A 26,107-nucleotide genomic window follows, 5' to 3' on the forward strand; every position below is an offset into this window, starting at 1 on the left:
TTGCCTCATCAAAAAAGTCGAGCCGCTGCTTGGAGATGTCGCAGCCGACATAGTTCTGCACTATCATGTCCAGGCCTCTTCCTGTGGTGCGGGGTCTGCTGCTAACAGCCCCGTGCAACTGTTCAGGTTGATGGTTCAGTGGTGGGAAGGGACCGAGCCATGCCGCGGACTATCCCGAAAGGGATGACCAGGATCCTCTCGGCCTCCTTCCCACTTCAACCATACACCCGAACCAACACACAGGATCCTAGGGTCTGCGCGCGTCGCTTCGCTCCTTGCTTCGCCCTGGGATGACGACGGGAGGGATGTCTCGGTCAATCTCCGATGTTGCGCTTTGCCTGCGTGACAATAATCCGGTCGGCTTGGCCCACGACCGAGCAGCGCGTCTCCTGCTAGATGCGAGCCAACAATGTGAGGAGAGACCTGATGCGAAAACTCATCTCCACCGGTTCACCCTTCGAAAAGACCGCCGGCTATTCGCGCGCGGTGGTACAGGGCGACTGGTGTTTCGTGTCCGGAACCACCGGCTACGACTATGCGACCATGACCATGCCGGAGACGGTTGAGGCGCAGACGCGCAATTGCCTGGCGACGATTGCCAAGGCGTTGCAGGACGGCGGCTTCGCCATGGCCGATGTGGTGCGGGCGCATTACTACATTACCGACCAGGCGTTCGTGGACATCGTCTTCCCGATCCTCGGCGAGGCCTTTGGCAAGATCAGGCCGGCAGCGACGATGATCGTGTGCCAGCTCAACAGACCGGAGATGAAGATCGAGATCGAAGTCACCGCGTTGCGGCGGACGGCATGAAAGTCCGGCGGATCGTTGCCAACATAGGCACGCAGGACATCGCGGCGGCAAGGCGCCTCTACCAGGATGTGCTCGGCCTTGATCTCAAGATGGACCTTGGCTGGATCGCCACCTACGGCTCGCGCGAGACAATGACCGTGCAGGTCAGCTTCATGACCGAAGGCGGCTCCGGCACGCCAGTGCCCGACCTGTCGATCGAGGTTGACGATGTCGATGCCGCGCTTGAAGGGATGACGCAGGCCGGCTTCGCCATCGAATACGGACCCGCCGACGAACCCTGGGGCGTGCGCCGCTTCTATGTGCGCGATCCGTTCGGCCGGTTGGTGAATATTCTCTCGCATCGGTGATGACAGACTCCAGTTCCTCGCCCCCACGAAGTGGGGGAGAGGAAGGGGCCTCTCCCGCAACTGCCGCGGAGGGGGTGGCAGGCAGGTGAGGGGCAGCGCCATCTTTGGCGATTGGCTCGTCTCATCGCCCTGCGCGCTTGCCTCCACCAACCACACGCGGCATAGATCAGACATGACCGAACCCTACCGCCCGCGCCGCTCGGTGCTCTACGTCCCGGCTTCGAACGACAAGGCGCTGGCCAAGATCGCGCAGCTTGCCTGCGACGCAATCATCATCGACCTGGAAGATGCCGTAACCCCGGCCGACAAGAGTGCCGCCCGCGAAAGACTGAAGGGCATTTTCGCCAACCGCCCGGTTGCCAACGGGCGGCGCTGCGAGATGGTGGTGCGCGTCAACGCGCTCGCCAGCGAATGGGGCACCGACGATCTGCTGGCCGTCGCCAGTTGCGAGCCCGATGGCATCCTTCTGCCCAAGGTCGCCACGCCGCGCGACATTCTCGAAGTCGGCGATGTCCTCGACGACAATTTTGCCCCCGACACGGTGAAATTATGGGCGATGATCGAGACGCCGAAGGCGATGCTCAACATCGGCGCCATCGCCGAACTTGGCCGCGATCCGGCCTCGCGCCTCACTTGTTTCGTTGCCGGAACGAATGATCTGGTCAAGGAGACCGGCGTGTCGGCCACCCCCGACCGGCGCTATCTCGTGCCCTGGCTGATGCAGATGCTGCTGGCCGCGCGCGCCGGCGGTCTCGACATGCTCGACGGCGTCTTCAACGATTTTCGCGATGCCGACGGCTTTGCCCGCGAATGCGCGGAAGCAGCCGCCATGGGGTTCGACGGCAAGTCACTTATCCACCCGGCTCAGATCGAGGCCGCCAACCGCGCCTTTGCGCCGTCGCCCGAAGCCTTGGCCGAGGCGCGCGCGATAAAAGAGGCCTTCGCGCTCGCTGAAAATGCCGGCAAGGGCGTGATTGCGCTGGATGGCAGAATGGTCGAGCGGCTGCATCTGGCGCAGGCCGAAAAACTGCTGGCGAAGGCAGCCGCCATCGGGGCATGATGGCACTCGATGCTCGCCGGTTACAGGTTATTTACGACAGGAACTGAACCATGAAACTCTACCGCTTTCTGTCCGCTCCGGACGACGCCACCTTCTGCCACAAGGTGACGGCGGCGCTGAACAAGGGCTGGCACCTGTTCGGCTCGCCAACCTATGCCTACGACAAGAAGGCAAAAACCATGCGCTGCGGCCAGGCCGTGGTGAAGGATATCGAGGGCCAGGAATACGGGCCGGACACCAAGCTTAGTGACTGGTAGTTTTGCCAAGCTCCTCTCCCTTCGTCATCCTAGGGCGAAGCAAGGAGCGAAGCGACGCAGCGCAGACCCTAGGATCCATGCCGTGAAATTGGTCGATGCAGCGGATCAGAATCGCGCTTGTCCGTGCATCAACGCTCGCTACCCTGAAACCATGACCGGTTACGTCTATATGACCGCGAGCCAGAAGCGCGGCACGATCTATATCGGCGTCACCAACGATCTTGGCCGACGCATGCCGGAGCGCAAATCCGGCCAGGGCGCGGGTTTCACCAGCCGATACGGTGTACAACGGCTAGTCTGGTACGAGGAATTTTTCGACATTGCCGATGCCATTCAGCGCGAGAAGTCATTGAAGCGCTGGCCGCGGCAATGGAAGATCGAGTTGATCGAAAAGGCCAATCCGGAGTGGTTCGAGCTCTTTCGTGGAACCGGGTGGTAGACGCTCGGTTTCTTGCACCACCGGAGCACTGCAAGGCTGTCACGGCATGGATCCTTGGGTCTGCGCCGCGTCGCTTCGCTCCTTGCTTCGCCGTAGGATGACGAAGCGTGGGGGTTACTCGGCCGCCTCTTCGATCTTCTCCATATCATCATCCGACAGCCCGAAATGGTGGCCGATCTCGTGGATCAGCACATGGGTGACGATGTCGCCCAGCGTCTCTTCGTTCTCGGACCAGTAGTCGAGGATGGCGCGGCGGTAGAGCGTGATGCGGTTCGGCCCCTCGCCGGTCTGCGGGTTCCAGCGCTCGGCGATGCCGCGTCCCTCGAACAGGCCGAGCAGGTCGAACGGCGTCTCCAGCGACAGATCGTCCATGATCTCGTCGGTCGGAAACTCGGCGATCTGGATGACGATCTCGCCAGTCAGCTTGCGAAAATCGTCCGGCAGATGCGCATACGCCTCCAGCGCCAGGAACTCCATTTCCTCGATCGAGGGCGAGAGTTCGTCGTGCCAGGTGCGGGTCTTGTAGATGCGGGCCATGCTTTGTCCTTTGATCCCGGCATATAGGCTTTCCCTCAGGAATCGGCAAATGACGCGGCGGCGGCCCCAACGCAACGACTTCAAACGATCAGTGGTCGATGTCAGCCCCGCCCCTCATTGCCCTGCCGGGCATTTCTCCCCGTGAACGGGGAGAAAGAAGCCGGCCGCAATGCTGGCGCCCGTCTGCAACGTTGGTGATTGGCGAAATGGTCGACGGCAGCATCCTTCTCCCCGTTTACGGGGAGAAGATGGCGGCAGCCAGATGAGGGGCAGCGCCAACGCCCGGAAAGGATGACAGGGCGCTTCAAGCAATTGCTCTGCTGCGTTCTCGCGGGCAGGAATAAATTCCCCATGACTCCGCTTGACTCTTCCGGCCCCCTCTGGAATCTATAGGAACATAACAGGAACAATTGTGAGTGGAAGCTGACCGTCATGGCGATGACCGCCGTGGCGCGGGAGACTGTTTTTGCCCTGCGCCGCCAGATCGCGAAGATCGAGGGAACGCTGCCCGAGCGCCTGGAGGCGCCGGCTGGCCCGTCGCTTGACGCCCCCAATGTCACCTCCAACACCGATGTGACGATCGTCCGCCGCGGCATCGCCGTGGCCTCGCCGGAGGCATTTCTGCGCACCGGCGCCGAGCGTCTCGACCGCGCTTTGAGCGGCGGCCTGCCGAAAGCGGCACTCAGCGAAATCCATGGCACCGAGACCCGCGATGCCGGGGCCGTCGCCGGCTTTGCGCTGTCGCTGATCAGCCTGATCCTCAGGCAAGGCCCGCGCCTGCCCGTGCTGTGGATCGGCACCACGGAGATTTTTCGCGAGGCCGGCTTTCCCTATGCCAAGGGGCTGCACGGCTTTTTCGGCATCGCGCCGGAACAATTGCTGTTTTCGCAGGCGCCAAGACTTGTCGACGCGCTGTGGGTCGCCGAGGAGGCCGCCCGCATGACGGCGCTGGCCGCCGTCATTCTCGAGATACGCGGCAGTCCGCAGCGGCTCGATCTCACCGCGACGCGGCGGCTGCACGCGCGGGCGCAGAGCGCCGGCCGGCCGGTGTTCCTGCTGCGGCAGGCCGGCGAGGCAGAGCCGACGGCCGCACAAGTGCGCCTCATTGTGTCGTCGGCGCCGTCGGCACCGCGCAGCACCATCGCCGGGCCGCTGGCCGGTTCGATCGGCCGCCCCGCCTTCACCATCAGCATCGGCAAGAGCCGCACGGCTCTGCCTGGACAATTCACACTGGAGTGGAACCCCGATGAACACGCTTTTGAGGAAAGACGGCCCCGGGGAGAACGGGCAACGGATACTGTCGCTGTGGTTTCCGCATCTGGCCGCCGAGAGGATATTGCGGCAGCGTCTGGGTCGGTCCTGGCGTTCCCGGCCGTCGGATCATCTGCCACTGGTGGTCAGCCATCGCGACCGCAACGCCCAGCGCATCTCAGCCCTCGACGAGCGGGCTGAAGCGCTGCACCTGAAGCGCGGCATGGGCATCGCCGATGCGCGCGCCATGCATCCGTCGATCGACATCGTCGAAGCCGATCCGGAGGCCGACCGCCGCCTGCTCGAAGGCCTCGCCGACTGGTGCGACCGCTACACCCCGCTGGTGGCGCTGGACGGTGCCGACGGCCTGTTTCTCGACGTCACCGGCTGCACCCATCTGTTCGGCGGCGAACGCGCCATGCTCGACGACATCCTGTCGCGCTTCTTCCATCAGGGCTTTGATGTTCGCGCCGGCCTTGCCGCCACGCCGGGCGCCGCCTGGGCGGCGGCGCGGTTTTCCGGTGACCTTATCGTCGCGTCAGGCGAGGAGGACGCACTGCTCGCCCCACTGCCATTGGCGGCGTTGCGCATCGACCCCGACATCCGCGCCAGCCTGGAAAGCGTCGGCCTGCGCACCGCCGGCGCCGTCATGGCGGCACCGCGCGCGCCGCTTGCCCGCCGCTTCGGCGCAACCCTGCTGTTGCGCCTCGACCAGGCGCTCGGTCGCCTCGACGAGGCCGTGTCGCCGCGCCTGCCGGTCGCGCCGCTTTCGGTCGAGCGCCACCTCGCCGAGCCCGTCATGCTGACCGACGAGATCGAGCGGCTGGTGCGACTGCTGGCGACGACCTTGAAGAGCGACCTCGAGCGCCGCGGCGAGGGCGCGAGAACACTGGCGCTGCTCTTGTTTCGCGTCGACGGCGCCGTCAGCCGCATCGCTGTCGGCACCTCGCGCCCCTTGCGCGAACCGCTGCTGATCCAGCGATTGTTCCATGAACGGCTGGCCGCGCTCGAACAGGATATCGATGCCGGCTATGGCTTCGATCTCGTGCGCCTCTCGGTGCTGTCGGCGGCTGCCTTCGACATGCAGCAGGCCGACCTCACCGGCGAGGCCGAGGACGACGGCGCCGACATCGCGCTGTTTGCCGACCGCATCCGCGCCCGGCTCGGCGACGGTGCGGTATTGCAACCCGTCGCCGTCGACAGCCATCTGCCGGAGCGCGCCGTCGCCACGCTTCCCTTCACCGAGGCGCCGCAACGGACCACGCCGCCGAAAAAGCCGGAGCGGATGAAGGCGCCGGCGACAATCTTCCGGCCGGAGCGGCCAATTCGGCTGTTCCGATCACCCGAGCCGATCGAAGTGCCGGCCACCGAACTGCCCGAGGGACCGCCGATGAATTTCCGCTGGCGCCGCGCTCTCTACCGGGTCGCCCGCGCCGAGGGACCCGAACGCATCGCGCCGGAATGGTGGCGCCAGCAACAGGACCAGGAAGACGCGCTGACCCGCGATTATTTCCGCATCGAGGACAGCGACGGCCGCCGTTACTGGCTCTACCGCCAGGGCCTCTACGGCACCGGGCAGCCTGCGCCGCGCTGGTTCATGCACGGGGTGTTTGCATGAACGCGCTGACCGTCATTCCCTATGCCGAATTCGGCATCCAGTCGAATTTCTCGTTTCTGCGCGGCGCCTCCAAGCCCGAGGAACTGGTGGTCGCGGCCAAGCTTCTGGGGTTTTCGGCGATCGGCCTTGCCGACCGCAACACGGTGGCCGGCGTCGTGCGCGCCTGGCAGCAGGCCAAGGTCGAGCACCTTACCTATCACCCCGGCTGCCGGCTGGTTTTCGGCGACGGCACGCCGGACATTCTCGCCTATCCCAGGGATCGCAAGGGCTGGGGGCATCTTTGCCGCATGCTGACGCAAGCCAATCTGCGCGACGAGAATGAGAAGGGCGCAACCCTGCTCACCCGCGACGATCTGCTCGAATGGGGCGATCAGATGTCACTGGCCATCCTGCCCGATCTGACGGCGACCGCGGAAGACGGGCTGACCCTGCTGCACCAGCTCAGGCACCGCTTCGGCAACAATGTGCGGCTGGCGGTTGCGCCGGATTATCGCGGCAACGACCGCTTTCGCATCGAGCAGGCCGCGGGCCTGGCGGAAGTGACCGGCATGGCGCTGATGGCGACCAACGATGTTCTCTACCACACGGCCGAGCGCCGCTCACTGCAGGACGTGCTGACGGCAATCCGCCTCAACGTGCCTGTCGCCGAAGCCGGGCTGGAGCTGACCGCCAATGCCGAGCGCCACCTGAAGCCGCCGCTGGAGATGGCCCGCCTGTTCCGCCGCCACCCGCAGGCGCTGATGGAGACGCAGATTTTTGCCGAAGAGCTGACCTTCTCGCTCAGTGATCTCCAGTACAATTATCCTGATGAGCCGACGGAATCGGGACTCGGGCCACAGGCCGAGCTCGAACGATTGGCCAGGGAGGGGGCCGCCACGCGCTATCCGGCGGGCGTCCCTGCTTCCGTATTCCAGCGCATTGGCGAAGAGCTCGCTCTGATCGATCGCCTGAACTACGCGCGTTACTTCCTGACCGTTTATGACATCGTCAAATATGCCCGCAGCCAGGACATTCTTTGCCAGGGGCGCGGCTCCGCCGCCAATTCGATCGTCTGTTTCTGCATCGGCATCACCGAGGTCGGGCCCGACCGGATCGACACGCTGTTTGAGCGCTTCATTTCCGAGGAGCGCAACGAGCCGCCTGACATCGACGTCGATTTCGAGCACGAAAAGCGCGAGATCGTCATGCAGTACATCTACAACAAATACAGCGCCAAGCGCACCGCGCTGGCCGCCGCCGTCGTCAGCTATCGCGGCCGCTCGGCGCTGCGCGAAGTGGCCAAGGCGATGGGCCTGTCCGACGATGTCCGAGGCGCGCTGTCCGGCTCGATCTGGGGCTGGTCGACCTCGGAACTCGGCGAAAAGGAAGCAAAGGCCGGCGGTATCGACCGGGCCGACCCGTCGACGCGGCATGTGCTCGCTCACGCCAACGAGATCATGGGCTTTCCCCGCCATCTCTCCCAGCATGTCGGCGGCTTCGTCATCACCAGGGACCGGCTCGACGAGATCGTTCCCATCGTCAAGACGGCGATGGACGAGCGCAAGATGGTCGAATGGGACAAGGACGATCTCGACGCGGTAAAAATCCTCAAGGTGGATATTCTGGCCCTCGGCATGCTGACCTGCCTGCAGCGTGCCTTCACCTTGCTGAGGGATCATTACCCGGAGGCGCGAGACCCGTATGGCCGGCCCTATGTGCTGGCCACCTTGCCGGCGGAGGACAAGCGTGTCTACGATATGATCTGCCGAGCCGACACGCTCGGCGTCTTCCAGATCGAATCGCGCGCCCAGATGTCGATGCTGCCGCGCCTGCGGCCGCAGAATTTTTACGACCTCGTCATCGAGGTGGCGATCGTGCGGCCCGGCCCGATCCAGGGCGACATGGTCCACCCCTATCTGCGCCGCCGGCAAGGCAAGGAAGAGGCGGAGTATCCCAAGCCGGAGTTGAAAGAGATCCTCGGCAAAACGCTGGGCGTGCCGCTGTTCCAGGAACAGGCGATGAAGATCGCCATCGTCGCCGGCGGCTTCAGGCCGGGCGAGGCCGATGAATTGCGCCGCGCCATGGCCACCTTCAAGCGCACCGGCACCATCGGCAATTACCGCCAGCGCATGGTCGATGGCATGATGAAAAGGGGATACGAAAAAGACTTCGCCGAGCGCTGCTTCAAGCAGATCGAAGGCTTTGGCGAATATGGCTTTCCCGAAAGCCATGCCGCGTCCTTCGCCCTGCTGGTCTATGCCTCCTGCTGGTTCAAGACCTTCTATCCCGACGTGTTCTGCGTCGCGATCCTGAACTCGCAGCCGATGGGTTTTTACCAGCCGGCCCAGCTGGTCCGCGACGCACGCGACCATGGCGTCGACATCCGCGAGGTCGACGTCAATCATTCCGCCTGGGATTGCGCCCTGGAGGAATCGGCCTTCAATCCGGCGCGGGTCCTCGAACGCCATGGCGAGATGCGCGGCGTCATTCGGACCAATCATGCCGTCCGGCTTGGCTTCCGCCAGATCAAGGGACTTTCCAAGGAGCGCATGGACCTGTTCGTCGCCAGGCGCGGTTCCGGCTACACAACCGTCAGGGATGTCTGGTTGCGCTCCGGCCTCGACGTCGGCGAAATCGAAAAACTGGCGCAGGCCGACGCTTTCCGCTCGCTCGGCCTCGACCGCCGTGAAGCGCTGTGGGCGGTGCGCGCTCTCGACGGCAAGAGTGCCGCCGAAAAGTTGCCTTTGTTCGACCAGCCCGAAATCCGCCTGCGCGAGCTGGAGCCGCAGACAAAGCTGCCGACAATGCCGCTCGGCGAACATGTCATCCACGACTACCGTTCGCTCGGCCTTTCGCTGAAGGCGCACCCGGTCGCCTTCCTGCGCGAACGACTGGATCGTGCCGGCGTCACGCCCAATGCCCGGTTGGGCTCCGTGCGCGACGGCAGGCGGGTCTCCGTCGCCGGCCTCGTGCTGGTGCGGCAACGGCCCGGCAAGGGTAATGCCATTTTCCTGACGCTCGAAGACGACAAGGCGGTCGCCAACATCATTTTCTGGCAAAGAACCTTTGAACGCTTTCGGCCCATCGTCATGGGCGCGCGCTTCGTCCGCGTCACCGGCAAATTGCAGTCGGAATCGGATGTCATCCACATCGTTGCGGAAAAGGTCGAGGATCTGACGCCCTGGCTGACTGTGCTGTTGGAGAAGGTCAGCGCGGCCGCCGATCAAAGCGCCAGCCGGCCACCTGCGCCGATCCGACAGGATATCGCGACGCTGTCGGGAGAAGCGGAGCGGGTCATGCCGAAGGGGCGGAACTTTCAGTAAGGCATGCGCCCCACGCTTCGTCATCCTAGGGCGGAGCAAGGAGCGAAGCGACGCAGCGCAGACCCTAGGATCCATGCCGTGACATCCGCCGAAGAATGCAGCGGCTCGGAATGGCGCTTGTATCCACACCGGGGCAGCTATGTCATCCACCGTGCCGGCCCGCAGAAGCACTCTATTTGGTCCGTCTTCGCGTGTCGCATACGTCGCGGCATGGATCCTAGGGTCTCCGCGACGCCGCTGCGCGGCTGCTCCGCCCTAGGATGACGACGAAGGGGGACCTCTATGTCCTTTATGCAGGCCCACCCAGCCGCGGCGGCGACAGCATGTCCTCGGCGGAAATCGCCCGCGCCTCCGAGGGCAGCATGATCGGGATGCCGTCGCGCACCGGGTAGGCGAGTTTTGCCACCCTTGAGATCAATTCGCCGCGCTCCGGATCCCAGGCCAACGGGCCCTTGGTCAGCGGGCAGGCCAGAAGTTCCAGCAGCTTGGGATCGACCCTGTTCCCGCCATCCGCCACCATCAGTTCTCTCCTTCTTCGCCAAACGCCAACCCAAGGTGTGTTGAGATTCAGGTCAGGCCGAGTCGAAAATGGTGGCTTCCGAGAACCGGAGCGGAGCGTACTTAAAGTACGTGAGCACCGGAAGCGCAGGAGGCCGCCGTTTGCAGGCCGGCATCACCTGAGTATCGGCACACCTTACTGTAAACTCGAGCCAAAATCCTCATTCTCGCGCGCCAGCGCCATTTCGGTGATGGCGATCAGCGTTTCGGCGCGCATCCTCAAATCCGCCGCTTCGAGCAGCGCCTGTTTCTCCGCCGGCCCATAGGGCGCCATCATCGACAGCGCGTTGACCAGCATGGCGTTTTCGGCGCGGCTGACGCTTTCCCAGTCGGCTTCCAGATCATTGGCCTGCAGATAGGCGCGAAACGCCTTCAGCAGCGCTGGCCGATCGATCTCGTTCGCCGCCTGATCTTCATGGAGATCGGTGAGGAAGGGCGCGATCTTGCCCTGGCGAAACGGCGTTTTGACCGGGAGTTCATGTGCGATGCGAAACCGGCAGACGCCCTGCAGCGAAATCAGGTAGCGGCCGTCGCCGCTTTCGGCCAGCGAGATGATGCGCCCGGCGCAGCCGACATTGCAGAGTTCCGGCTCGCCGTCGCCGCGCAAGGCGCCGTCGAGGCTGGGCTGGATGATGCCGATCAGCCGCGATCCGGCCATCGCCTCATCGACCATCTGCAGATAGCGCGGCTCGAAAATGTTGAGCGGCATGCGGCCGCCCGGCAACAGCAGCGCGCCTTCGAGCGGAAAGATCGCGATCGTCGACGGCAAATCCTTGGCCTGCCGGTAGTGCGCGTTTCCCGCCTGCACTTCATCCTCCGATCGCTTCGTCAAGAAGCGCGTCAATCCGGAATTTCGCCCGTCGCAATCCAACAGGCGCAAGCCATGCCCGAAGCAAGCGGATCGGTCCGGCCCGATCTCTTGCCGTCTAACATGGCGCAGCCACCGTGACCCGCAAGGCCATCCGCCAAAAACAGCCTAAAACCGGCTCTACGAAAACAGCAGCGACGACAGCTTGCGCCGTGCCGCCAGCGTCGCTTCGTCGGTCATGCCCCAGGCCTCGAAAAACTGCAGCAATTGCGTCTTGGCGCCATCGTCGTTCCAGGCGCGGTCGGCCTTGATGATGGCCAGCAGATTGTCGGCGGCCTGCGTGCGTTCGCCCTTGGCGTTCTGGATCATGGCCAGATCGAAGCGCGCCTGATGATCGCCGGGATTGGCGGCCAGGCGCTGCTCGAACTCGGCCGGATTGCCAAGTGCGGCGGCTTGCGCGGCGAGTGCGATCTTGGCGCGCACGGCTGCAAGCACCGGCGCGTCCTTCTTGGCTTCCGGCGCCTTGGCCAGAACCTCTTCGGCGCCCGCTGTGTCGCCGGCCTCGAACAGCAGCTCGCCCAGCCCGGCAATCGCCTCGATCGTCTCCGGCGCCTGCTCCAGGATGGCGTCATAAATGTCGGCCGCGGTTTGCATGTCGCCGGCGGCGCGCGCTTCCGCTGCCGCGGCCAGCGCCTCGGCCACCGGCGGCGCGCCGTTGCCCTTGCCGCCAACCTTGGTGATGAATTCGGCGATCTGGCTCTCCGGGATAGCGCCCATGAAGCCGTCGACCGGCTGGCCGTCCTTGAAGGCGATGACCGCCGGGATCGACTGGATGCCGAGCTGGCCGGCGATCGACGGATGATCGTCGATGTTCATCTTGACCAGCTTGACCTTGCCGCCGGCGGCGCGCACCGCCTTTTCCAGGAGCGGCGTCAATTGCTTGCACGGGCCGCACCACGGCGCCCAGAAATCGACCAGCACCGGTTGGCGGCGCGATTCCTGGACGACGTCGGCGGCAAAGGCCGCGGTGGTGGTGTCCTTGATGACATCGGCGGTGGGCGCCTCGCCAAGCGCAACCTTCGGCCGGGCAGGCTCGGTTCCACCATACTGCACTGTGGTGGAATATTGGCCACTGGCGCCGCCAAATGGATTGTTGTCACTCATCTCGTCACCCTTTCGGTCGCGCCGCTGTCCCACGGACGGGCGCAACGCCCTTTTTCACAAAGCCGGTTTCAGCCACCATGTGGCGATCACGCCGAGACTTTCAAGATAACAGCATCATGCCCGGTTGCCTCGACGAATTTGATCAGGTCGGCGGCGGCGATCGATGTCGTGGCTTCATTGGTCAGCGGATGGGCGTTGATCACCGCATGCGCCATCAGTTCCTGGTCGAGAACCACCTTGACCCGGCGCGAAGTATCGTTGATCAGCCCGAACACCGTGACCGCGCCCGGAACGACGCCGAGCAGCTCCATCAGCAGCTCCGGTCTGCCGAAGGAAACACGGCCTGTGGCGCCGATGAGATGGTGGATCTGCTTGAGATCGACCTCCGCCTCCTCGCCGACGCTGACCAGGAAGACATTGTCCTTCTTGTCCTTGAGGAACAGGTTCTTGGTGTGCCCGCCGGCAATTTCCCCGCGCAGCGCCTGCGAATCGGCAACCGTGAACAGCGGCGGATGGCGCCGCGTCTCGACGGCGATGCCGAGTTCGGCGAGAAAGGCGAAAAGCTCGGCTTCGGTCTTCGGCATCGGTGTTTTTCTCTGTCGCGGTTCAAGCCTGCCGTTTACGGCCAATGATGCCGTCGAGACAAGACCGTCGTTCAACAAGGCAATAAGGCTTATCGCCCGGCGCGGACCCGGAAGGCTTGTCCACGCCGCCCGGTGCGGCCAAAAAGCCTGCGATTTCCCTGTTGCAATCGCCGCGCTCTTCGGCCATATAGGCGCGGCTTGCGGCCCAAAAGCCGTGCGAGCGGGTGTAGCTCAGGGGTAGAGCACAACCTTGCCAAGGTTGGGGTCGAGCGTTCGAATCGCTTCACCCGCTCCAATTTCCTCCAAGGGGAATCAAGCATCGAAAAGCCGCGGTCCGCCGCGGCTTTTTCGTTTCTGGGTGATTGAAACCGCAACCATCGAAGTCCGTCGGAGCGACCGTGGTCACAGGGCGATCATAGGCCGGGCAAGCACGTGGTATGCTGTTTCTACACGGGCGGAGCGCACCGCCGTGGTATCAATGGATCGGTCGTGCCGCTCAGAGCCCGTTTGGAAAACTCGACTCCTGCGGCCATCTGCAGGCGCTTCCGGTGCTCGGCACCTTCACGTACTTTCCGCTCTGGTTCTCAGAACCGTCTTCAGATGACTCGTACGAGCGAGTGTCGAAACGGGCTCTTAGAAAATGCCGAAAACCTGAAATCCGGATTATCGTGTATGACAGGCACAGGGAAGGCTTGCGGAATGATGAGCGATACACTTGCGATTTTGATCGACGGCGACAACGCATCACCGAAGATCATCTCGGGGCTTCTCGCGGAAATCGCCACTTACGGCACAGCAAGCGTCAAGCGAATCTACGGTGACTGGACGAAGCCAGCCCTCAATGGCTGGAAGGAGTGCTTGCTTGAGCATTCCATTCAGCCTGTACAGCAGTTCGCTTACACGACAGGCAAGAACGCGACCGACGGCGCGATGATCATTGACGCGATGGACCTGCTCTATACGGGGCGGTTTTCCGGCTTCTGCATCGTTTCGAGCGACAGCGATTTCGCAAGGCTAGCTTCACGCATCCGCGAACAGGGCATAACCGTTTACGGGTTCGGTGAACGTAAGACGCCTCGACCGTTCATCACCGCCTGCGACAAGTTCATATATGTCGATGTGCTTGGGGGCGCCGGACCACGGCCGCCGCAGGCAACCCAAATCACCCGAGAGAAGGCCGTTGAGAAGCCCGCTAAGGCTGCCGCCGTACCGGTCAAAATCGAAGCAGAAAAAACCCGTCCAGCGCAGGGTGGAGCGGCGAGTGGTAGGCTGAACGAGGCCGCTCTGAGCATGCTCCAAAAGGCAGTTGAGGCGTCGGCGGATGAGGACGGCCGCGCGAACCTCGCGCGCGTGGGCGCTCATCTGGCAAAGCAGTCTCCAGACTTCGACGCTAGAAATTACGGCTATGCGAGATTGAGCGATCTAGCGGTTGCTTCCGGTATTCTCGAAGTCGAACGTGCGGGCGACCAGACAAAGGTTGTCATGGTACGACTGAAGGTAAGCTGACTCAGTGGGGACATGGATCGGCAGTTTCGTGTTTGACCGCACACTGTCCCGAATGGTTCCTGAGCCGTAGCAAGCTGCACCCTGCGGCTTTTTCGTTTCCCGGTGGTTGGCGCAGGCCTCTTGCGCTCGCCCTTCGGTGCCGGCCGCCTACGACCTGCCTCGTTCACGCGGTCCGGGCCATGGAGCACAGCTTTCCCTCTCGACGAGGACAGGCAGGAGGATTTCACGGCACGACTGGGCCGCCGGGTCGCCGAGGCGATCCAGCAGCAGGCTCACAGCTCGCGTTCCTATCTTCTCGACCGGTTGTGCGACCGTCGTCAGCGGCGGCCATGTGGTGACGGCATAGGGTATGTCGTCGAAGCCGATCATCGACATGTCCTCGGGGACCTGCAATCCCCGCGAGCGCAGCGCCGTCAGCGCGCCCATGGCCATCAGGTCGTTGCAGGCGAAGACCGCCGTGATCTCGGGCGCCTGCGCCATCAGGCGCTCCATCGCCAGGCGCCCGCCGGCGAATTGATAGTCGGAATCCACCACCCTCGCCGCAGGCAAGTCCAGCCCGGCTTCGCGCAGCGCCCTGATGAAGCCGAGCAGGCGGGCGGGGCTCGAACTGGAATCGCGCGGGCCGCCGATGACGCCAAACGTCCGGTGGCCGAGCTTGATCAGATATTGACCGGCGAGGTAGCCACCGTGATCGTGGTCCACCAGCACCGAATCCATATTGAGTGACTGGATCTCGCGATCGAGCAGCACCGCCGGCACGTTGGTCTTGGAGAGACGCGAGAACACCCGCGCGCGGTCCGACGAGCCGGCAAAGATCAGGCCGTCGATCTGTTTTGCTATCAGCACGGACAGATAGCGCTCCTCCTTTTCGGCGCTGCCGTCCGAATTGCACAGGATCACCGTATAGCCCGCCAGGAAACCCGCGTCCTCGATCTGGCGCGCGACGCTGGCGAAGAACGGGTTGGAATTGTCGGGCAGAAGCAGGCCGATGGTCTTGGTCTCGCCGCGCCGCAGGCTGCGGGCCAGCGAATTCGGGCTGTAGCGCAAGGCCGCGATCGCCGCGTGCACCCGCTCGGCCGTCTCCGGTCCGACATGGCGTGTCTGGTTCATGACGTGCGACACGGTGGCGACGGACACCCCGGCATGTCGCGCGACATCGGCAATCGTCGTCATGGTCCCCTTTCCCGCATTTTTCTAGCGAATTACCCTGAGCAGCCTTTCCCGGTAGGCGTCAAGGATGACGGCCAGCACGATGACAAGGCCGATCACGATCGGCTTGAAATTATCACCGACGCCGAGCAGCTGCAGCCCGGTGCCCAGCACCTGAAGAATGCAGGCGCCCACCAGCGTGCCGATGATGGAGCCCTTGCCTCCGTTCAGGCTGGTTCCGCCGATGATGACCGCGGCAATGGCGTTGAGCTCGTAACCGACGCCGGCGATCGGGCTGCCGATGTTCAGGCGCAGCAGATAGACCATGGCCGCGATGCCGGCCGTCGCGCCGCTGATCGTGAAGGCGGCGATCTTGTAGACGTCCGGATTGTGGCCCGAGAGGCGCACCGCTTCGTCATTGGTGCCGACGGCGAAGATCATGCGGCCGAAAACGGTGAAGCGCAGCACGAACCAGCCGACGGCGATCACCAGCACCGCGATGAGGAAGATCGAAGGCAGGAAGCCGCCGATGATGAGGTTGCCGAAATCGATGAAGCTTTGCGGCAGGCCGGTGATCGTCGAATTGTCGCTCACCACGCGCGCCGCTCCCGCGGCCATGTTGAGCATGCCGAGCGTAACGATGAAGGATGGGATCTTCCAGCGTGTGGAGATCAGGCCGTTGAGGGCGCCGCAGACGGCACCGGTCGCCATGCAGGCAAGCAGCGCCAGTGTGATCGCCATCGCCGGCGACAGGCTCTCGTTGATCATGACGGTTGCGCCGACGACCGTGCAGAGCGCAAGCACCGAGCCGACGGAGAGGTCGATGCCGCCGGTGAGGATGACGAAGGTCATGCCCGCCGCCAGAACCGTGTTGATGGCGATCTGCACGAAGATCTTCAGCGCGTTCTCCGGCGTGGCGAAATAGGGGGCCGTGAAGGAGAAGAACAGCGTGATCAGCACCAGTGCCACCAGCACGCCGGCGTCGCGGACGAGAAAGCGCAGGAGCTTCGGCCTGGCAGAGGAGGCAGGTGCCGACGCTGCGGTTTCGGACATGTCGCTCATGGTCGCACATACTCCTGATAGGCGAGCGACAAGATGCGCTCCTGGTCGAATTCGGATCGCGGCACTTCGCCGACGATCCTGTTCTTCGAAAAGACGATGATGCGGTGGCACATGCCCATGAGTTCGGGCAGGTCGGACGATACCATGACGATGCCCTTCTGAGCCGCCGCCAGCATCCACAGCAACTGATAGATCTCGCGCCGCGCGCCGATGTCGACGCCGCGCGTCGGCTCGTCGAGGATCAGCGTCGAGGTGCCGCGAAACAGCCACTTCGCCAGAACCACCTTTTGCTGGTTGCCACCCGAAAGGTTGCGAACGGCCTGGGCGATCGAGCTGGTCTTGACCCGCAACTGTCCGACCAGATCGGTCGCCGCGGCGGCCTCCGCGTCACGATCGAGCAGGCCGTACCGCGAGATCCTGCTGAGGTCGGTGATGGTCATGTTCTGGTCGACCGGCAGGTCGAGCAGCAGGCCCTGGCCCTTGCGATCTTCGGTGAGCAGGCTCAGCCCATGCCGCACGGCGTCCTTCGGCGCGAAAATCGCGGCCCGCACGCCGTCGACTTCGATGACGCCGCCGATCTTTGCATCGGCGCCGAACAGCGCCCGCATCGCCTCTGTCCGGCCGCTGCCGACGAGGCCGGCCACCCCCAGTATCTCGCCATGTCGAACGTCGAAGGATATTGCGGGTGTCGTGGTGTCGCGCTTCAGATCCCTGACGCTGAGCGCGACCTTGCCCGGCACGATGGAGGTGTCGAAGCCGTATTCGTCGGCAATGTCGCGGCCGATCATCATGCGTACGAGGTCGGGCACGGTGAGACCCTGCAGGTCGCGGGTGCTCACCAGCTGGCCATTGCGCAGCACCGTTACCCGATCGCCGATCTCGAACACCTCATGCAGGCGGTGCGAGATGTAGATGATCGTCACACCCTTTGCCTTCAGCCGCTTGATGATGGCGAACAGGCGTTCGATTTCCGGTGGCGTCAACGTCGCGGTCGGCTCGTCCAGGACGAGAAGCTTGCTGTCGTAGCAAAGCGCTTTTGCGATCTCGACGAGTTGCATCTGCGCGACGCCGAGTTCCTCGACGCGCGTCTTCGGGTCGACGTCCAGGCCGACCTCCTTGAGGAGTGCAACGGCGCGCCGGTTGAGCACCTTGCCGTCGACCACGCCGAAGCGGCGGGGCAGGCTTTCCAGCATCAGGTTCTCGGCGATGCTCAGATACGGGAGCAGATTGAGTTCCTGGTGGACGATGCGGATGCCGCCGGCCTGCGCATCGTGAGGCGTCTTCGGGTGGTATGGCGCGCCGTTGAAGGCGATCTCGCCGCTGTCTGGCCGGTAGATACCCGCCAAGAGCTTGATCAGGGTCGACTTGCCGGCGCCGTTTTCGCCCAGAATGATGTGGGTTTCGCCGCGTTCGATGGCGAGCGAGACGCCGCTGAGCGCGATGGCCCCCGGAAACACCTTGCCGACCCCTTCCAGGGTCAAAATTGCATCGTTCGCCGTCATGGCAACAAATCCTGAACTTCGCTCGCGCGCCTGGACGAGGGGCATCAACTCCACGGCGGGCGCCGTCATCGCCGCCAAGCTTGGCAAGCGGCCATGACGGCGTATGCGAGGCCGGAGCATCTGCGCCCGGCCGTGGAGATGCAAGGGTCCGCTCGGAGGCCTTAGCCGGTGACGAGCTTGATGTCGGTCTTGACCCAGCCGGAGAATTTCTCGCCGGCCAATTCGCGCAGGCCGTAGTCGATGCCCAGCGCTGCCATCTTGGCGCCATACTGCTCGATCGTGGCAAGCATCTTGCCGCTCTTCAGCAGCGGTCCGACAGCCGGAATATTGTCGAAGCCGACCACCTTGATCTGGTCCGACTTGCCGGCCGCGTCGATGGCCTTGACGACGCCGAGCGCCATCGAATCATTGGCCGCCATCACGCCCTGAATGTCGGGGTGCTGGGTCATGAAGTTGGTCATCAGCGTGTTGGCTTCCTCGGTTTCCCAGTGTGCCGTCTTGCTGTCGAGCAGATCCAGCCCGTGTTCCTTCACCGCGTCGTCGAAGCCCAGCTTGCGTTCCTTGGCATTGTCGGCTTCCGGGTTGCCTTCGAGGATGACGACCTTGCCGCCCTTGCCAAGCGCCTTGCCGAGCGCGTCGCCGGCCAGCTTGGCGCCGGCGCGGTTGTCAGGCCCGAAGAAGGCGAGATCGATGCCGGCTTTCTTCTTGGCTTCTTCGTCGAGCGCGACGTCGATATTGATCACCTTGATGCCGGCCTTCAGCGCCTTAGCGATCGGGGTGACCATGGCCTTCGAATCGGCCGGGGCGACGACGATGATATTGAATTTCTGGGTGATGAAATTCTCGATCGCGTCGACCTGCGCGGCAAAGTCACGCTCGTCCTTCATGCCGACGGCGGCGAAATCGAACTTGTCCTTGTTCTTGGCCGCGTAGTCTTCGGCGCCGGCCTGCATCTGCTTGAAGAATTCGTTCGCCAGCGACTTCATGACCAGGCCGACCTTCGGTTTGTCGGCCGCGATGGCCGGTCCGAGCGGCATGGCCAGCGCACCCGCCGCCAGCACGCTGGTCTTGAGGAATTGGCGGCGCGAAAATGGGCTTGAATCGAGACCGGGGACGGCGTGCGTATTCGGGTTCTTGCTCATGCGTTCCTCCACTTGATTGAACCGTAATCGATTGCGTAACCGATTACGCCGCCAGTAAGTGCCACTATTTGCCCGCTGTCAACATCCATTGCCGGAACGATCGAGCGTTCGAATCGCTTCGCCCGCAGCTACGCCATTGTTCGACGGGGTATCCAGCAGGCTCCCTGGAGCCGCCGATTGTACGCCGCGAAGGGCGGGGTTCCGGCCTGGCGCCAACGTCTTGAACCGACCCATTGCGGAAGTTCAACATCAACCGCGAGCAACCGGCCTTCATGTTCTCGATTGTATGGCTTAGACTTGCCGCATGGGACTGTTGACCTTCAGCATCAACGTCACCCTGGACGGCTGCGTCGACCACCGGGAGGGAATTGCCGACGACGAGACGCACGCCTTCTTCACCCGCCTTATGGATGAGGGCGGAGCAATGCTGTGGGGTCGCGTCACCTACGAGATGATGGAGAGCTACTGGCCGGCAGTCGCCCGCGGCGACGAGGAGGCGCCGCCGGCGATACGCGAGTGGGCGGTCAAGCTGGAGGCCAAGCCGAAATACGTAGTGTCATCGACGCGAAAAGCCTTCCCGTGGACCAACAGCCACCACATCGGCGGCGAACTGCGCACGGGCGTGCAGAGGCTCAAGGACGCGACCCCGGCCGGCGTGCTCCTCGGTAGCGGCAAGCTCGCGACCGAGCTGGACCGGCTGGATCTGATCGACGAGTACAAGCTCCTCGTGCACCCCAGGATCGCGGGCCACGGCCCGACCCTCTACCAGAGCGGGCTGCCCAGCACGCGACGGCTCGAGCTGATCTCGGCCAAGCCGCTCCGCAACGGCGCGGTCGCCATGCATTACCGGCGCGCGCGCTGACCGAGAGCCACCTCTTCGCGCGTCCGCCTCAGCACCAGAGCGGAAAGCGTACCTTAGAGGGCGATAGCGTAGGCGTAGTGATCGGGCCTCGATTCTGCGCTCCAATTTCCTCATAGGGGAATCAGGCATCGAAAAGCCGCGGTCCGCCGCGGCTTTTTCGTTTGGGCGCACTGGAAGCAAAATTCGCGCTAGGGCATTCTCGCAAGCTACTCGGGATGCCGCATGCACAGTCTCACCCCCATCCTGTCGACCGTCACCGCCGCTTTCCTCGCTTCCTTCGTAGAGGTCGTCGAGGCCTTCACCATCGTGCTGGCGGTCGGCGTGACGCGCGGCTGGCGGCCGGCGCTCACCGGCGCTGCCCTGGCGCTGGCGCTGCTGGCGGCGCTGGTGCTGGTGTTCGGACCGCTGCTGGCGCTGGTTCCGATCACCGTTCTGCAATTCGTCGTCGGCGTGCTGCTGATCCTGTTTGGCCTGCGCTGGCTGCGCAAGGCCATTCTGCGCGCCGTCGGCATCATCGCTCTGCACGACGAGGAGCTCGCCTTTTCAAAGGAGACAGCCAGTCTGCAGCAGCAGGCCAATGACCGCCGCGCCGACTATTTGGCAGGGCTGGCGGCATTCAAGGCGGTGCTGCTCGAAGGCGTCGAGGTGGTGTTCATCGTCATTGCGGTCGGCGCCGCGCATGGGCAGACCCTTTACGCCGGCCTTGGCGCGCTGGCGGCGTTCGTCCTGGTGATGTTGATCGGGCTCGCGGTGCACCGGCCGCTGGCGCGCGTGCCGGAAAATGCGCTCAAATTCGTCGTCGGGCTGATGTTGACCAGTTTTGGCATTTTCTGGACCGGCGAAGGCATCGGCGCCGACTGGCCGGGCGCCGACCTCGCTCTGCTGGCCATCTTCGCTGTCGTTTCGGTGGCGTCCCTTGCCATCGTCCGCTGGCTGCGCGGCGCCTATCCCAAGGAAGGGTTTGCCCGATGAATGTTGTCCGTCTTGCCCTCAAGGAGCTTGTCGGCATGTTCGTCGACGACGGCAATCTGGCCCTGCTGGCGCTGATCCTGATTGCGACGGTCACAGCGGCGGTGAAGTTTCTGGCGCTGCCGCCATTGCTTGGCGGCGTGTTGCTGCTGGTGGGTTGCCTTGCGATTCTGGTGCAGAGCGTCCGCCGCACCGCGCGCACGCGATAGCGGTCCATTGCCTGCTGACGACCAGTGCGCTGAAAGCAAGCAAGAAAGACCGCCAACTACGCACAGAGACGACGAGGCCATGCAGCAGGGTCGCCGCAGTGTGCGTATCCTTGCGGTGCGTCGATTTCGTTCAGCGGATGTAAATGGCGACGCAATCGCAAACCACAGCCGATACGTCATAGTTAATGGACAGTGCTTTGTTTAAGTGCTCAACTAGATTTGTCATCAGCCATTGAACGGGCGCTGGTGCTTGAGAGCGCATATCATTCTCCCGCCCCAGCGGGAGCTGTGCAGTGACAATCAACCCAACCTTTGTATTTTCCGGAATTCCCATCGAAAGCACCGACGGCACGATTTCGGTGCTGCGGACACTTCCCGAAATGGCCGACGCCCTGGCGAATGACTGGCCCTCCGATGGGCCGATGTTCATGGCTGCGCTGGCTGCCCTGGTGCAGGAAAGGGTCGGCTCTTGCAGCACGAGAGACGTCCACAGGGCCTTCATTGCGGCGGCCGTAGAAGCCGATTGCCTTCCCGACAGCTACCTGAAGGATTGAGGAGATGCCTTTCACGCTCCGCACGACACTCTGTGAGACGAGGGATGCGCTGCACGTGCTGCGAAGGGCCCTGTTTGTCCGCGGTCATATGGAAGCGATGGAGAGCATCGATACGCATATTGGCTTCGCGGAAGACGAAGCCGTCCAGGCGATAAGCGCGATTGACCGCGCGGAATTTCGACCACCCATCCTGGTCTCGGTGGCAAACCCGGTGGTATCAGCCGCTATTGTCGTCCCGACCGCGCTGCCGACAAAACTCGGCGAGCTCAGGGACCTTGGACTGGGCCTGAGCGCCTATTGCGGCAATCCGCGTTGCGGTCATTTGCGCTCGCTCGATCTTGACGCTCTGATCGAGACTTACGGCACCCACTACGATTTCATCTCCGAACGGCGGCTGGCCTCGAAGCTGATATGCAAGCGCTGCCAGCATGTCGGCGGCAGGTTGGTCGTGGTTTCCGACAAAAGGCCCCGCTATTGACCGCCGGGCAGGATCAGGCGCGGATCAACAGAGGGTGAAAAATGTCGGCAGGAAGCCTGCCATGCCTGAAAGGCTCGCCTCGTGATCCCGATGCCCAGCGGCCGCCGCGCGGCTGGTGGCGCCAATCAATACAATCCATACAATCAATAGACGGTGAAAAGCGTCGGCAGGAGGCCGCTATTCCTGAAATGCTCGACCATTTCGATCAGCGGGAAAAGGGCAAGGAAATAGAGCCCGTCATAAAAGGTCCGCTTCAGCGCAGCCGTTGAAAACTGCCGCTCGGCCTGGTCGGCAAACAGCAGCGGATTCGGCCAGAAGCGCGGTGTCCGCTCGGTATACGCCGTATAGGCGGGGCCGAACTTTCCGAGCAGGAATTCGGCTTCCTTGCGCGCCGTCACCCGGAAAACGATGAAACTGGCGAGGCCCAATGCCAGGGCCACCACCACGGATCCGTATATCAACCCGATGCCCACCGCGCCGATCGTGGAGAAGAAATAGAGCGGGTTCTGCGTCATCGAGAATGGCCCCGCGGAAATCAGCTCTTCGTTCTTCTTGCCGCCGACATAGAGGATGCTCCAAAGGCGACCGCCGACACAGGCAAGCACCAGGACGACGCCGAGGAGTTCCATGAGCTCGTGACCGTCCGACCCTTCGCTCAGGAACGGCTTGGCAAACAACAGCAGCACCATGGCCAGCACGACCGCGACCTGGACAACGATGAGGCGCTTGTGCTGGTCGAAAGCTTGCGGCGAGGGCTTGGAAGAAGCGTAGGTCATTGGTGTTTCTTGCGACTCCGGCAAGCCCGTGGAACGGGCAACGAAAGTGCGCCCTGCATTAGCCACTACTCTTTCTGCCCGCTGCTGGCGAGATGTCGGTGGCGATTTTGTCGCTTCCGAAGGGCTCACCGCCCCTCGCTCAGCGGTCGATGCGCGTCGACAGGATGATCGACGATGACGTCCGCTCGACCCCTTCCATGGCACCAATCTGATCGAGCAGCGTATCGAGATCGCGGATCGACGGCGCGTCGACGATGACGATCATGTCGAAATTGCCGCTGACCGAATGCAGCGTCCTGACCGGCGCCAGCGCCTGCAGGCTGCGCACCACTTTGTCGGCAAGCTTGGGCGTGACGGTGAGCAGCACATGCGCCCGCACCAGCCCCTGTTCATAGTCAGGCGCCAGCCTGACCCCATAGCCGGTGATGATGCCGCGCTGTTCCAGCCGCTCGATCCGGCTTTGCACGGTGGTGCGCGACACGCCGAGCTGCCGCGCCAGCTCAGCGGTCGAGGCGCGCGCATTGCCGCGCAGCAGGGAAAGCAGGGCCTGTTCGGCGTCACTGAGCATTTCGACGAACCTTATCGGCAGATTGACCAAAGAGAGGCTTCGTTTCGAACAATTCCACGCTTCCTTTCGACAGGCAAGCTGCGATTCTGCCCCAAACTAATCAACTTTCGGGCGAGGGAACCGGTCATGAAGAAAATTACTGTCGTCGGTGCGGGCAAAATCGGCTCGACCATTGCCGAGATGCTCGCGGCAACCGGTGATTATCACGTCACCCTGGTCGACCGCTCGGCGGCACAGCTCGCGGCGGCTGAACTGCCGGCCGCAGTGGCAACGCTGGAGCTCGACATCGAAGCATCAGGCGCGCTCGAGGCGGCGCTCGCCGGCACATTCGCGGTGCTCAGCGCCGCGCCCTTCCATCTCACCACGCGCATTGCCGAGGCGGCAGCCAGTGCCGGCGTGCATTATCTCGATTTGACCGAGGATGTCGTCTCGACCCGCCGGGTCAAGGAACTGGCGCGTTCGGGCAAGAGCGCCTTCATCCCGCAATGCGGCCTGGCGCCCGGCTTCATCTCGATCGTCGCCAACGATCTCGCCAGCCGATTCGACTCGCTGGAAAGCGTGCGCATGCGCGTCGGCGCGCTGCCGCAGTACCCGTCGAACGCGCTGAACTACAACCTGACCTGGAGCACCGACGGCGTCATCAACGAATATTGCGAGCCCTGCGAGGCAATCGTCGAGGGCGAGCTGGTCGAAGTGCCGCCACTGGAGGAGCGCGAGGAATTCTCGCTCGACGGCGTCACCTACGAGGCGTTCAACACCTCTGGCGGCCTGGGCACTTTGGCCGAGACGCTGAAGGGCAAGGTGCGCACGCTGAACTACCGCACCATCCGCTACCCCGGCCACGCCGCGATCATGAAGGCGCTGCTCAACGACCTCGGCCTGCGCCACCGCCGCGACGTGCTGAAGGACATTTTTGAAAGTGCTTTGCCGGCAACGCTTCAGGACGTGGTCATCGTCTTCGTCACCGTCTCCGGCCGCAAGAACGGCCGCCTGCTGCAGGAAACCTACGCCAACAAGATCTACTCGAAGCGTGTCGGCAATGTGGTGCGCAGCGCCATCCAGATCACCACCGCGTCCGGCATCTGCGCCGTGCTCGACATGCTGGCCGACGGCAGCCTGCCGACGACCGGCTTCGTCAAGCAGGAAGACATCGCACTCGACGCCTTCCTCGCCAATCGCTTCGGCCGCGCCTACGCCCAGCATGAAATGGTGAGCCGGCTGGCAAGCTGAGCTGCCTCTTCCCTTCTCCCCCTGTGGGAGAAGGTGGATCGGCGCGTAGCGCCGAGACGGTTGAGGGGTGTTCCAGCGGAGTGCGGCGTTGGCGTTCCCTGGAACACCCCTCATCCGTCGCCTTCGGCGACACCTTCTCGCACAGGGGAGAAGGGAAGACCTACCGCCTATTTGCGCAGGCGCATGGGTCGCCCAAGCACGAACCGGACAAGATTGTCCATGGTCCGCGGCGCCACACCCAGGCCAGTCTGCAGCGGCTTCTTGTCATTCCGCTCGGGTCTCGGGGGTTTGCGTTCAGCGCCCGGCCGTCCCACGGTGAAGGACGGCTTGGCAATCGGCTTGCCCCTGAGCACGTTCGCGACATTGTTGTCGTGCACGACGATGCACCACAGGGCATCCTTTGACTCCGCCACCACGGTGTTGAAGCGGCCCGCCATTTTTGCATGGGAGTCGCTGTAAATGCCGTTCATCGACGACGATCGCCGCTCCAGCATCGTACCGAAAGCCGATGTGACATAGTCGTGATGCGTGTAGCGGCCGGTGGCCCGGTCAAAATTCTGGCCATGCGGAACGGCGATGTAGAGCGGCTGCTGGTCCGCCGTCCCCTTGGCGATCTCCCTGCGGGCGTAATAGTCGATCCGCGCCATGAAGCTCGGCGCCAGCGCATCGTCGCTGTCGAGACGCGTGAGGGTGACGAATTCGGCGTCCGTATCGTTCTCGACGAATGCATTGAGACAAGCGTTGTAGCTCTCATCCGCAGCGACCAGGACCGGTCTGATATCGATGTCTCGCGCACAAGCGCAGACAGCCTGGATGGTGTCGGCGTTTGTTTGCCTGTCGAACGCGACCAGCACCGTAAAATCCTTGACTGACTGGCTTTCGAGAGAAAAGGCACAATAGCTGTCGAACAGCTCCAGCCTCTCGGCCAGCCACGCCGGATCGAGATTGGCGGGTCCCTCCCCGTTCCATTGGCTGGGCCTGAAGTCCAAGGCTGTGTTGTAGCGTATGGCTATGTATTTCTTCAGGTGGGTGTCCATGGCTCGACACTTAATACGTTCTGCCGATTTGCGACAATCGACGGCTGGCCGGGTTCGCGCCTTCCTCCCCCCCTCCGGAGCAGGGCTATCGCATATGAGTTAGAGCGTTGATTAGGTAGCCGTCATTCCATGCGCATTTCTTGATGCGATGGCTGATGGGGACTTTGTCTGTGTCGGCGAGTTGGAGGATGTTTTTGGCGAGGCGGTTGAGGAGTGCGGTGTTGGCGGGGGCGTTGTCCTTGCGGGCTCGGCTGAGGTCCTCATCCAGATGAACGTCGAGCATCCAGTGCAGGCCATTCTCGATCTGCCAATGAGCCCTGGTGAGATC

Annotated in this window: 27 protein-coding genes, 1 tRNA gene and 1 pseudogene; 16 read left to right on the plus strand and 13 right to left on the minus strand. The window is 63.3% G+C overall.

Annotation, left to right across the window (positions count from 1 at the left end):
* The first annotated feature begins 426 nt into the window (after nucleotides 1-426).
* From AC1D0N_RS30945 to AC1D0N_RS30965, 5 genes are all read left to right on the plus strand, one after another.
* Nucleotides 427-810 carry a RidA family protein gene (locus AC1D0N_RS30945; protein ID WP_477250320.1) on the plus strand — a complete coding sequence of 128 codons (384 nt, stop codon included), beginning with the start codon at nucleotides 427-429 and terminating at the stop codon, nucleotides 808-810.
* Nucleotides 807-1,157, plus strand: a complete 351-nt coding sequence (locus AC1D0N_RS30950) for a VOC family protein (RefSeq protein WP_477250322.1) — start codon at nucleotides 807-809, stop codon at nucleotides 1,155-1,157. Before AC1D0N_RS30945 ends, AC1D0N_RS30950 begins: the two co-directional genes overlap by 4 nt.
* A 172-nt stretch (nucleotides 1,158-1,329) precedes the next feature.
* A complete protein-coding gene (locus tag AC1D0N_RS30955; protein WP_477250324.1) occupies nucleotides 1,330-2,217 on the plus strand; it encodes an HpcH/HpaI aldolase/citrate lyase family protein in 888 nt (295 codons plus the stop codon).
* A gap of 50 nt (nucleotides 2,218-2,267) precedes the next feature.
* On the plus strand, nucleotides 2,268-2,474 hold the full coding sequence (locus AC1D0N_RS30960) for a DUF1737 domain-containing protein (protein ID WP_477250326.1): 207 nt from the start codon (nucleotides 2,268-2,270) through the stop codon (nucleotides 2,472-2,474).
* A 151-nt stretch (nucleotides 2,475-2,625) separates the two neighbouring features.
* Nucleotides 2,626-2,913 carry a GIY-YIG nuclease family protein gene (locus AC1D0N_RS30965; RefSeq protein ID WP_477250365.1) on the plus strand — a complete coding sequence of 96 codons (288 nt, stop codon included), beginning with the start codon at nucleotides 2,626-2,628 and terminating at the stop codon, nucleotides 2,911-2,913.
* A gap of 114 nt (nucleotides 2,914-3,027) precedes the next feature.
* Here AC1D0N_RS30965 and AC1D0N_RS30970 read toward each other — a convergent pair whose 3' ends face one another.
* Nucleotides 3,028-3,450, minus strand: a complete 423-nt coding sequence (locus AC1D0N_RS30970; RefSeq protein WP_477250328.1) for a metallopeptidase family protein — start codon at nucleotides 3,448-3,450, stop codon at nucleotides 3,028-3,030.
* A gap of 432 nt (nucleotides 3,451-3,882) precedes the next feature.
* On the opposite strand from AC1D0N_RS30970, the gene AC1D0N_RS30975 reads away from it, so the two are divergent.
* Genes AC1D0N_RS30975 through AC1D0N_RS30985 form a run of 3 tightly spaced genes read left to right on the plus strand, consistent with a single transcriptional unit; the run spans nucleotide 3,883 to nucleotide 9,621 of the window.
* Nucleotides 3,883-4,902, plus strand: a complete 1,020-nt coding sequence (locus tag AC1D0N_RS30975; protein WP_477250330.1) for an ImuA family protein — start codon at nucleotides 3,883-3,885, stop codon at nucleotides 4,900-4,902.
* The gene (locus AC1D0N_RS30980; protein WP_477250332.1) at nucleotides 4,844-6,319 is read left to right on the plus strand and encodes a DUF6504 family protein; all 1,476 of its coding nucleotides are present in this window, start codon (nucleotides 4,844-4,846) and stop codon (nucleotides 6,317-6,319) included. The genes AC1D0N_RS30975 and AC1D0N_RS30980 overlap by 59 nt, the downstream gene beginning before the upstream one ends.
* Nucleotides 6,316-9,621, plus strand: a complete 3,306-nt coding sequence (locus tag AC1D0N_RS30985; RefSeq protein WP_477250334.1) for an error-prone DNA polymerase — start codon at nucleotides 6,316-6,318, stop codon at nucleotides 9,619-9,621. The genes AC1D0N_RS30980 and AC1D0N_RS30985 overlap by 4 nt, the downstream gene beginning before the upstream one ends.
* A 289-nt stretch (nucleotides 9,622-9,910) precedes the next feature.
* Here the strand turns inward: AC1D0N_RS30985 and AC1D0N_RS30990 are convergent, their stop codons facing one another.
* The 4 genes from AC1D0N_RS30990 to AC1D0N_RS31005 form a co-directional block, all read right to left on the minus strand.
* Nucleotides 9,911-10,141 carry a Trm112 family protein gene (locus AC1D0N_RS30990; protein ID WP_477250336.1) on the minus strand — a complete coding sequence of 77 codons (231 nt, stop codon included), beginning with the start codon at nucleotides 10,139-10,141 and terminating at the stop codon, nucleotides 9,911-9,913.
* Nucleotides 10,142-10,315: 174 nt separating this feature from the next.
* The gene (locus AC1D0N_RS30995) at nucleotides 10,316-10,987 is read right to left on the minus strand and encodes an LON peptidase substrate-binding domain-containing protein (protein ID WP_477250367.1); all 672 of its coding nucleotides are present in this window, start codon (nucleotides 10,985-10,987) and stop codon (nucleotides 10,316-10,318) included.
* 180 nt (nucleotides 10,988-11,167) lie between these two features.
* Nucleotides 11,168-12,151: a thioredoxin gene (trxA, locus tag AC1D0N_RS31000; RefSeq protein WP_477250338.1), complete on the minus strand. Its 984-nt coding sequence runs from the start codon at nucleotides 12,149-12,151 to the stop codon at nucleotides 11,168-11,170.
* An 86-nt stretch (nucleotides 12,152-12,237) separates the two neighbouring features.
* On the minus strand, nucleotides 12,238-12,735 hold the full coding sequence (locus AC1D0N_RS31005) for a prolyl-tRNA synthetase associated domain-containing protein (RefSeq protein WP_477250340.1): 498 nt from the start codon (nucleotides 12,733-12,735) through the stop codon (nucleotides 12,238-12,240).
* A 220-nt stretch (nucleotides 12,736-12,955) separates the two neighbouring features.
* On the opposite strand from AC1D0N_RS31005, the gene AC1D0N_RS31010 reads away from it, so the two are divergent.
* Together AC1D0N_RS31010 and AC1D0N_RS31015 are read left to right on the plus strand one after the other, a co-directional pair.
* Nucleotides 12,956-13,030, plus strand: a tRNA-Gly gene (locus AC1D0N_RS31010).
* Nucleotides 13,031-13,434: 404 nt separating this feature from the next.
* Nucleotides 13,435-14,241, plus strand: a complete 807-nt coding sequence (locus AC1D0N_RS31015; RefSeq protein ID WP_477250342.1) for an NYN domain-containing protein — start codon at nucleotides 13,435-13,437, stop codon at nucleotides 14,239-14,241.
* A gap of 147 nt (nucleotides 14,242-14,388) precedes the next feature.
* On the opposite strand, the gene AC1D0N_RS31020 is transcribed toward AC1D0N_RS31015, so the two are convergent.
* The 4 genes from AC1D0N_RS31020 to AC1D0N_RS31035 all read right to left on the minus strand — a co-directional run bounded on the left by AC1D0N_RS31020 (nucleotide 14,389) and on the right by AC1D0N_RS31035 (nucleotide 19,096).
* Nucleotides 14,389-15,414, minus strand: a complete 1,026-nt coding sequence (locus AC1D0N_RS31020) for a LacI family DNA-binding transcriptional regulator (RefSeq protein WP_477250344.1) — start codon at nucleotides 15,412-15,414, stop codon at nucleotides 14,389-14,391.
* A 21-nt stretch (nucleotides 15,415-15,435) separates the two neighbouring features.
* Nucleotides 15,436-16,452, minus strand: a complete 1,017-nt coding sequence (locus AC1D0N_RS31025) for an ABC transporter permease (protein ID WP_477250346.1) — start codon at nucleotides 16,450-16,452, stop codon at nucleotides 15,436-15,438.
* Nucleotides 16,449-17,954 (minus strand): sugar ABC transporter ATP-binding protein, encoded by a 1,506-nt coding sequence (locus tag AC1D0N_RS31030; RefSeq protein ID WP_477250348.1) that lies wholly within the window; start codon nucleotides 17,952-17,954, stop codon nucleotides 16,449-16,451. Before AC1D0N_RS31030 ends, AC1D0N_RS31025 begins: the two co-directional genes overlap by 4 nt.
* 161 nt (nucleotides 17,955-18,115) lie before the next feature.
* On the minus strand, nucleotides 18,116-19,096 hold the full coding sequence (locus AC1D0N_RS31035) for a substrate-binding domain-containing protein (protein WP_477250350.1): 981 nt from the start codon (nucleotides 19,094-19,096) through the stop codon (nucleotides 18,116-18,118).
* Nucleotides 19,097-19,400: 304 nt separating this feature from the next.
* On the opposite strand from AC1D0N_RS31035, the gene AC1D0N_RS31040 reads away from it, so the two are divergent.
* From AC1D0N_RS31040 to AC1D0N_RS31060, 5 genes are all read left to right on the plus strand, one after another.
* Nucleotides 19,401-19,958, plus strand: coding sequence for a dihydrofolate reductase family protein (locus AC1D0N_RS31040; protein ID WP_477250352.1), 558 nt, complete (start codon nucleotides 19,401-19,403; stop codon nucleotides 19,956-19,958).
* A 222-nt stretch (nucleotides 19,959-20,180) separates the two neighbouring features.
* Entirely contained in the window at nucleotides 20,181-20,930 is a 750-nt protein-coding gene (locus AC1D0N_RS31045; protein WP_477250353.1) for a COG4280 domain-containing protein, read from the plus strand.
* A complete protein-coding gene (locus AC1D0N_RS31050) occupies nucleotides 20,927-21,136 on the plus strand; it encodes a hypothetical protein (protein WP_477250355.1) in 210 nt (69 codons plus the stop codon). Before AC1D0N_RS31045 ends, AC1D0N_RS31050 begins: the two co-directional genes overlap by 4 nt.
* A gap of 293 nt (nucleotides 21,137-21,429) precedes the next feature.
* On the plus strand, nucleotides 21,430-21,690 hold the full coding sequence (locus tag AC1D0N_RS31055) for a DUF982 domain-containing protein (protein WP_477250357.1): 261 nt from the start codon (nucleotides 21,430-21,432) through the stop codon (nucleotides 21,688-21,690).
* A 4-nt stretch (nucleotides 21,691-21,694) separates the two neighbouring features.
* Nucleotides 21,695-22,168 (plus strand): hypothetical protein, encoded by a 474-nt coding sequence (locus AC1D0N_RS31060; protein WP_477250359.1) that lies wholly within the window; start codon nucleotides 21,695-21,697, stop codon nucleotides 22,166-22,168.
* A gap of 143 nt (nucleotides 22,169-22,311) precedes the next feature.
* Here the strand turns inward: AC1D0N_RS31060 and AC1D0N_RS31065 are convergent, their stop codons facing one another.
* On the minus strand, nucleotides 22,312-22,944 hold the full coding sequence (locus AC1D0N_RS31065; protein ID WP_477250360.1) for a methyltransferase family protein: 633 nt from the start codon (nucleotides 22,942-22,944) through the stop codon (nucleotides 22,312-22,314).
* 139 nt (nucleotides 22,945-23,083) lie between these two features.
* Entirely contained in the window at nucleotides 23,084-23,512 is a 429-nt protein-coding gene (locus AC1D0N_RS31070; RefSeq protein WP_477250362.1) for an Lrp/AsnC family transcriptional regulator, read from the minus strand.
* A gap of 126 nt (nucleotides 23,513-23,638) precedes the next feature.
* Between AC1D0N_RS31070 and AC1D0N_RS31075 the strand changes: the two genes are divergently transcribed.
* The gene (locus tag AC1D0N_RS31075; protein WP_477250363.1) at nucleotides 23,639-24,742 is read left to right on the plus strand and encodes a saccharopine dehydrogenase family protein; all 1,104 of its coding nucleotides are present in this window, start codon (nucleotides 23,639-23,641) and stop codon (nucleotides 24,740-24,742) included.
* 167 nt (nucleotides 24,743-24,909) lie between these two features.
* Here AC1D0N_RS31075 and AC1D0N_RS31080 read toward each other — a convergent pair whose 3' ends face one another.
* Together AC1D0N_RS31080 and AC1D0N_RS31085 are read right to left on the minus strand one after the other, a co-directional pair.
* The gene (locus tag AC1D0N_RS31080; protein ID WP_477250364.1) at nucleotides 24,910-25,779 is read right to left on the minus strand and encodes a glycosyltransferase; all 870 of its coding nucleotides are present in this window, start codon (nucleotides 25,777-25,779) and stop codon (nucleotides 24,910-24,912) included.
* A gap of 85 nt (nucleotides 25,780-25,864) precedes the next feature.
* A pseudogene (locus tag AC1D0N_RS31085) lies at nucleotides 25,865-26,107 on the minus strand (ISAs1 family transposase); the annotation flags it as partial.

Source organism: Mesorhizobium sp. P2_E10 (assembly GCF_056404235.1).

What these genes read in the sequence shown, in the direction of transcription:
- AC1D0N_RS30945 (WP_477250320.1), top strand. Translation starts at nt 427, where the DNA reads ATGCGAAAACTCATCTCCACCGGTTCACCCTTCGAAAAGACCGCCGGC.
- AC1D0N_RS30950 (WP_477250322.1), top strand. Translation starts at nt 807, where the DNA reads ATGAAAGTCCGGCGGATCGTTGCCAACATAGGCACGCAGGACATCGCG.
- AC1D0N_RS30955 (WP_477250324.1), top strand. Translation starts at nt 1,330, where the DNA reads ATGACCGAACCCTACCGCCCGCGCCGCTCGGTGCTCTACGTCCCGGCT.
- AC1D0N_RS30960 (WP_477250326.1), top strand. Translation starts at nt 2,268, where the DNA reads ATGAAACTCTACCGCTTTCTGTCCGCTCCGGACGACGCCACCTTCTGC.
- AC1D0N_RS30965 (WP_477250365.1), top strand. Translation starts at nt 2,626, where the DNA reads ATGACCGGTTACGTCTATATGACCGCGAGCCAGAAGCGCGGCACGATC.
- AC1D0N_RS30970 (WP_477250328.1), bottom strand. Translation starts at nt 3,450, where the DNA reads ATGGCCCGCATCTACAAGACCCGCACCTGGCACGACGAACTCTCGCCC.
- AC1D0N_RS30975 (WP_477250330.1), top strand. Translation starts at nt 3,883, where the DNA reads ATGGCGATGACCGCCGTGGCGCGGGAGACTGTTTTTGCCCTGCGCCGC.
- AC1D0N_RS30985 (WP_477250334.1), top strand. Translation starts at nt 6,316, where the DNA reads ATGAACGCGCTGACCGTCATTCCCTATGCCGAATTCGGCATCCAGTCG.
- AC1D0N_RS30990 (WP_477250336.1), bottom strand. Translation starts at nt 10,141, where the DNA reads ATGGTGGCGGATGGCGGGAACAGGGTCGATCCCAAGCTGCTGGAACTT.
- trxA (WP_477250338.1), bottom strand. Translation starts at nt 12,151, where the DNA reads ATGAGTGACAACAATCCATTTGGCGGCGCCAGTGGCCAATATTCCACC.
- AC1D0N_RS31005 (WP_477250340.1), bottom strand. Translation starts at nt 12,735, where the DNA reads ATGCCGAAGACCGAAGCCGAGCTTTTCGCCTTTCTCGCCGAACTCGGC.
- AC1D0N_RS31015 (WP_477250342.1), top strand. Translation starts at nt 13,435, where the DNA reads ATGATGAGCGATACACTTGCGATTTTGATCGACGGCGACAACGCATCA.
- AC1D0N_RS31020 (WP_477250344.1), bottom strand. Translation starts at nt 15,414, where the DNA reads ATGACGACGATTGCCGATGTCGCGCGACATGCCGGGGTGTCCGTCGCC.
- AC1D0N_RS31025 (WP_477250346.1), bottom strand. Translation starts at nt 16,452, where the DNA reads ATGAGCGACATGTCCGAAACCGCAGCGTCGGCACCTGCCTCCTCTGCC.
- AC1D0N_RS31030 (WP_477250348.1), bottom strand. Translation starts at nt 17,954, where the DNA reads ATGACGGCGAACGATGCAATTTTGACCCTGGAAGGGGTCGGCAAGGTG.
- AC1D0N_RS31035 (WP_477250350.1), bottom strand. Translation starts at nt 19,096, where the DNA reads ATGAGCAAGAACCCGAATACGCACGCCGTCCCCGGTCTCGATTCAAGC.
- AC1D0N_RS31040 (WP_477250352.1), top strand. Translation starts at nt 19,401, where the DNA reads ATGGGACTGTTGACCTTCAGCATCAACGTCACCCTGGACGGCTGCGTC.
- AC1D0N_RS31045 (WP_477250353.1), top strand. Translation starts at nt 20,181, where the DNA reads ATGCACAGTCTCACCCCCATCCTGTCGACCGTCACCGCCGCTTTCCTC.
- AC1D0N_RS31050 (WP_477250355.1), top strand. Translation starts at nt 20,927, where the DNA reads ATGAATGTTGTCCGTCTTGCCCTCAAGGAGCTTGTCGGCATGTTCGTC.
- AC1D0N_RS31060 (WP_477250359.1), top strand. Translation starts at nt 21,695, where the DNA reads ATGCCTTTCACGCTCCGCACGACACTCTGTGAGACGAGGGATGCGCTG.
- AC1D0N_RS31065 (WP_477250360.1), bottom strand. Translation starts at nt 22,944, where the DNA reads ATGACCTACGCTTCTTCCAAGCCCTCGCCGCAAGCTTTCGACCAGCAC.
- AC1D0N_RS31070 (WP_477250362.1), bottom strand. Translation starts at nt 23,512, where the DNA reads ATGCTCAGTGACGCCGAACAGGCCCTGCTTTCCCTGCTGCGCGGCAAT.
- AC1D0N_RS31075 (WP_477250363.1), top strand. Translation starts at nt 23,639, where the DNA reads ATGAAGAAAATTACTGTCGTCGGTGCGGGCAAAATCGGCTCGACCATT.
- AC1D0N_RS31080 (WP_477250364.1), bottom strand. Translation starts at nt 25,779, where the DNA reads ATGGACACCCACCTGAAGAAATACATAGCCATACGCTACAACACAGCC.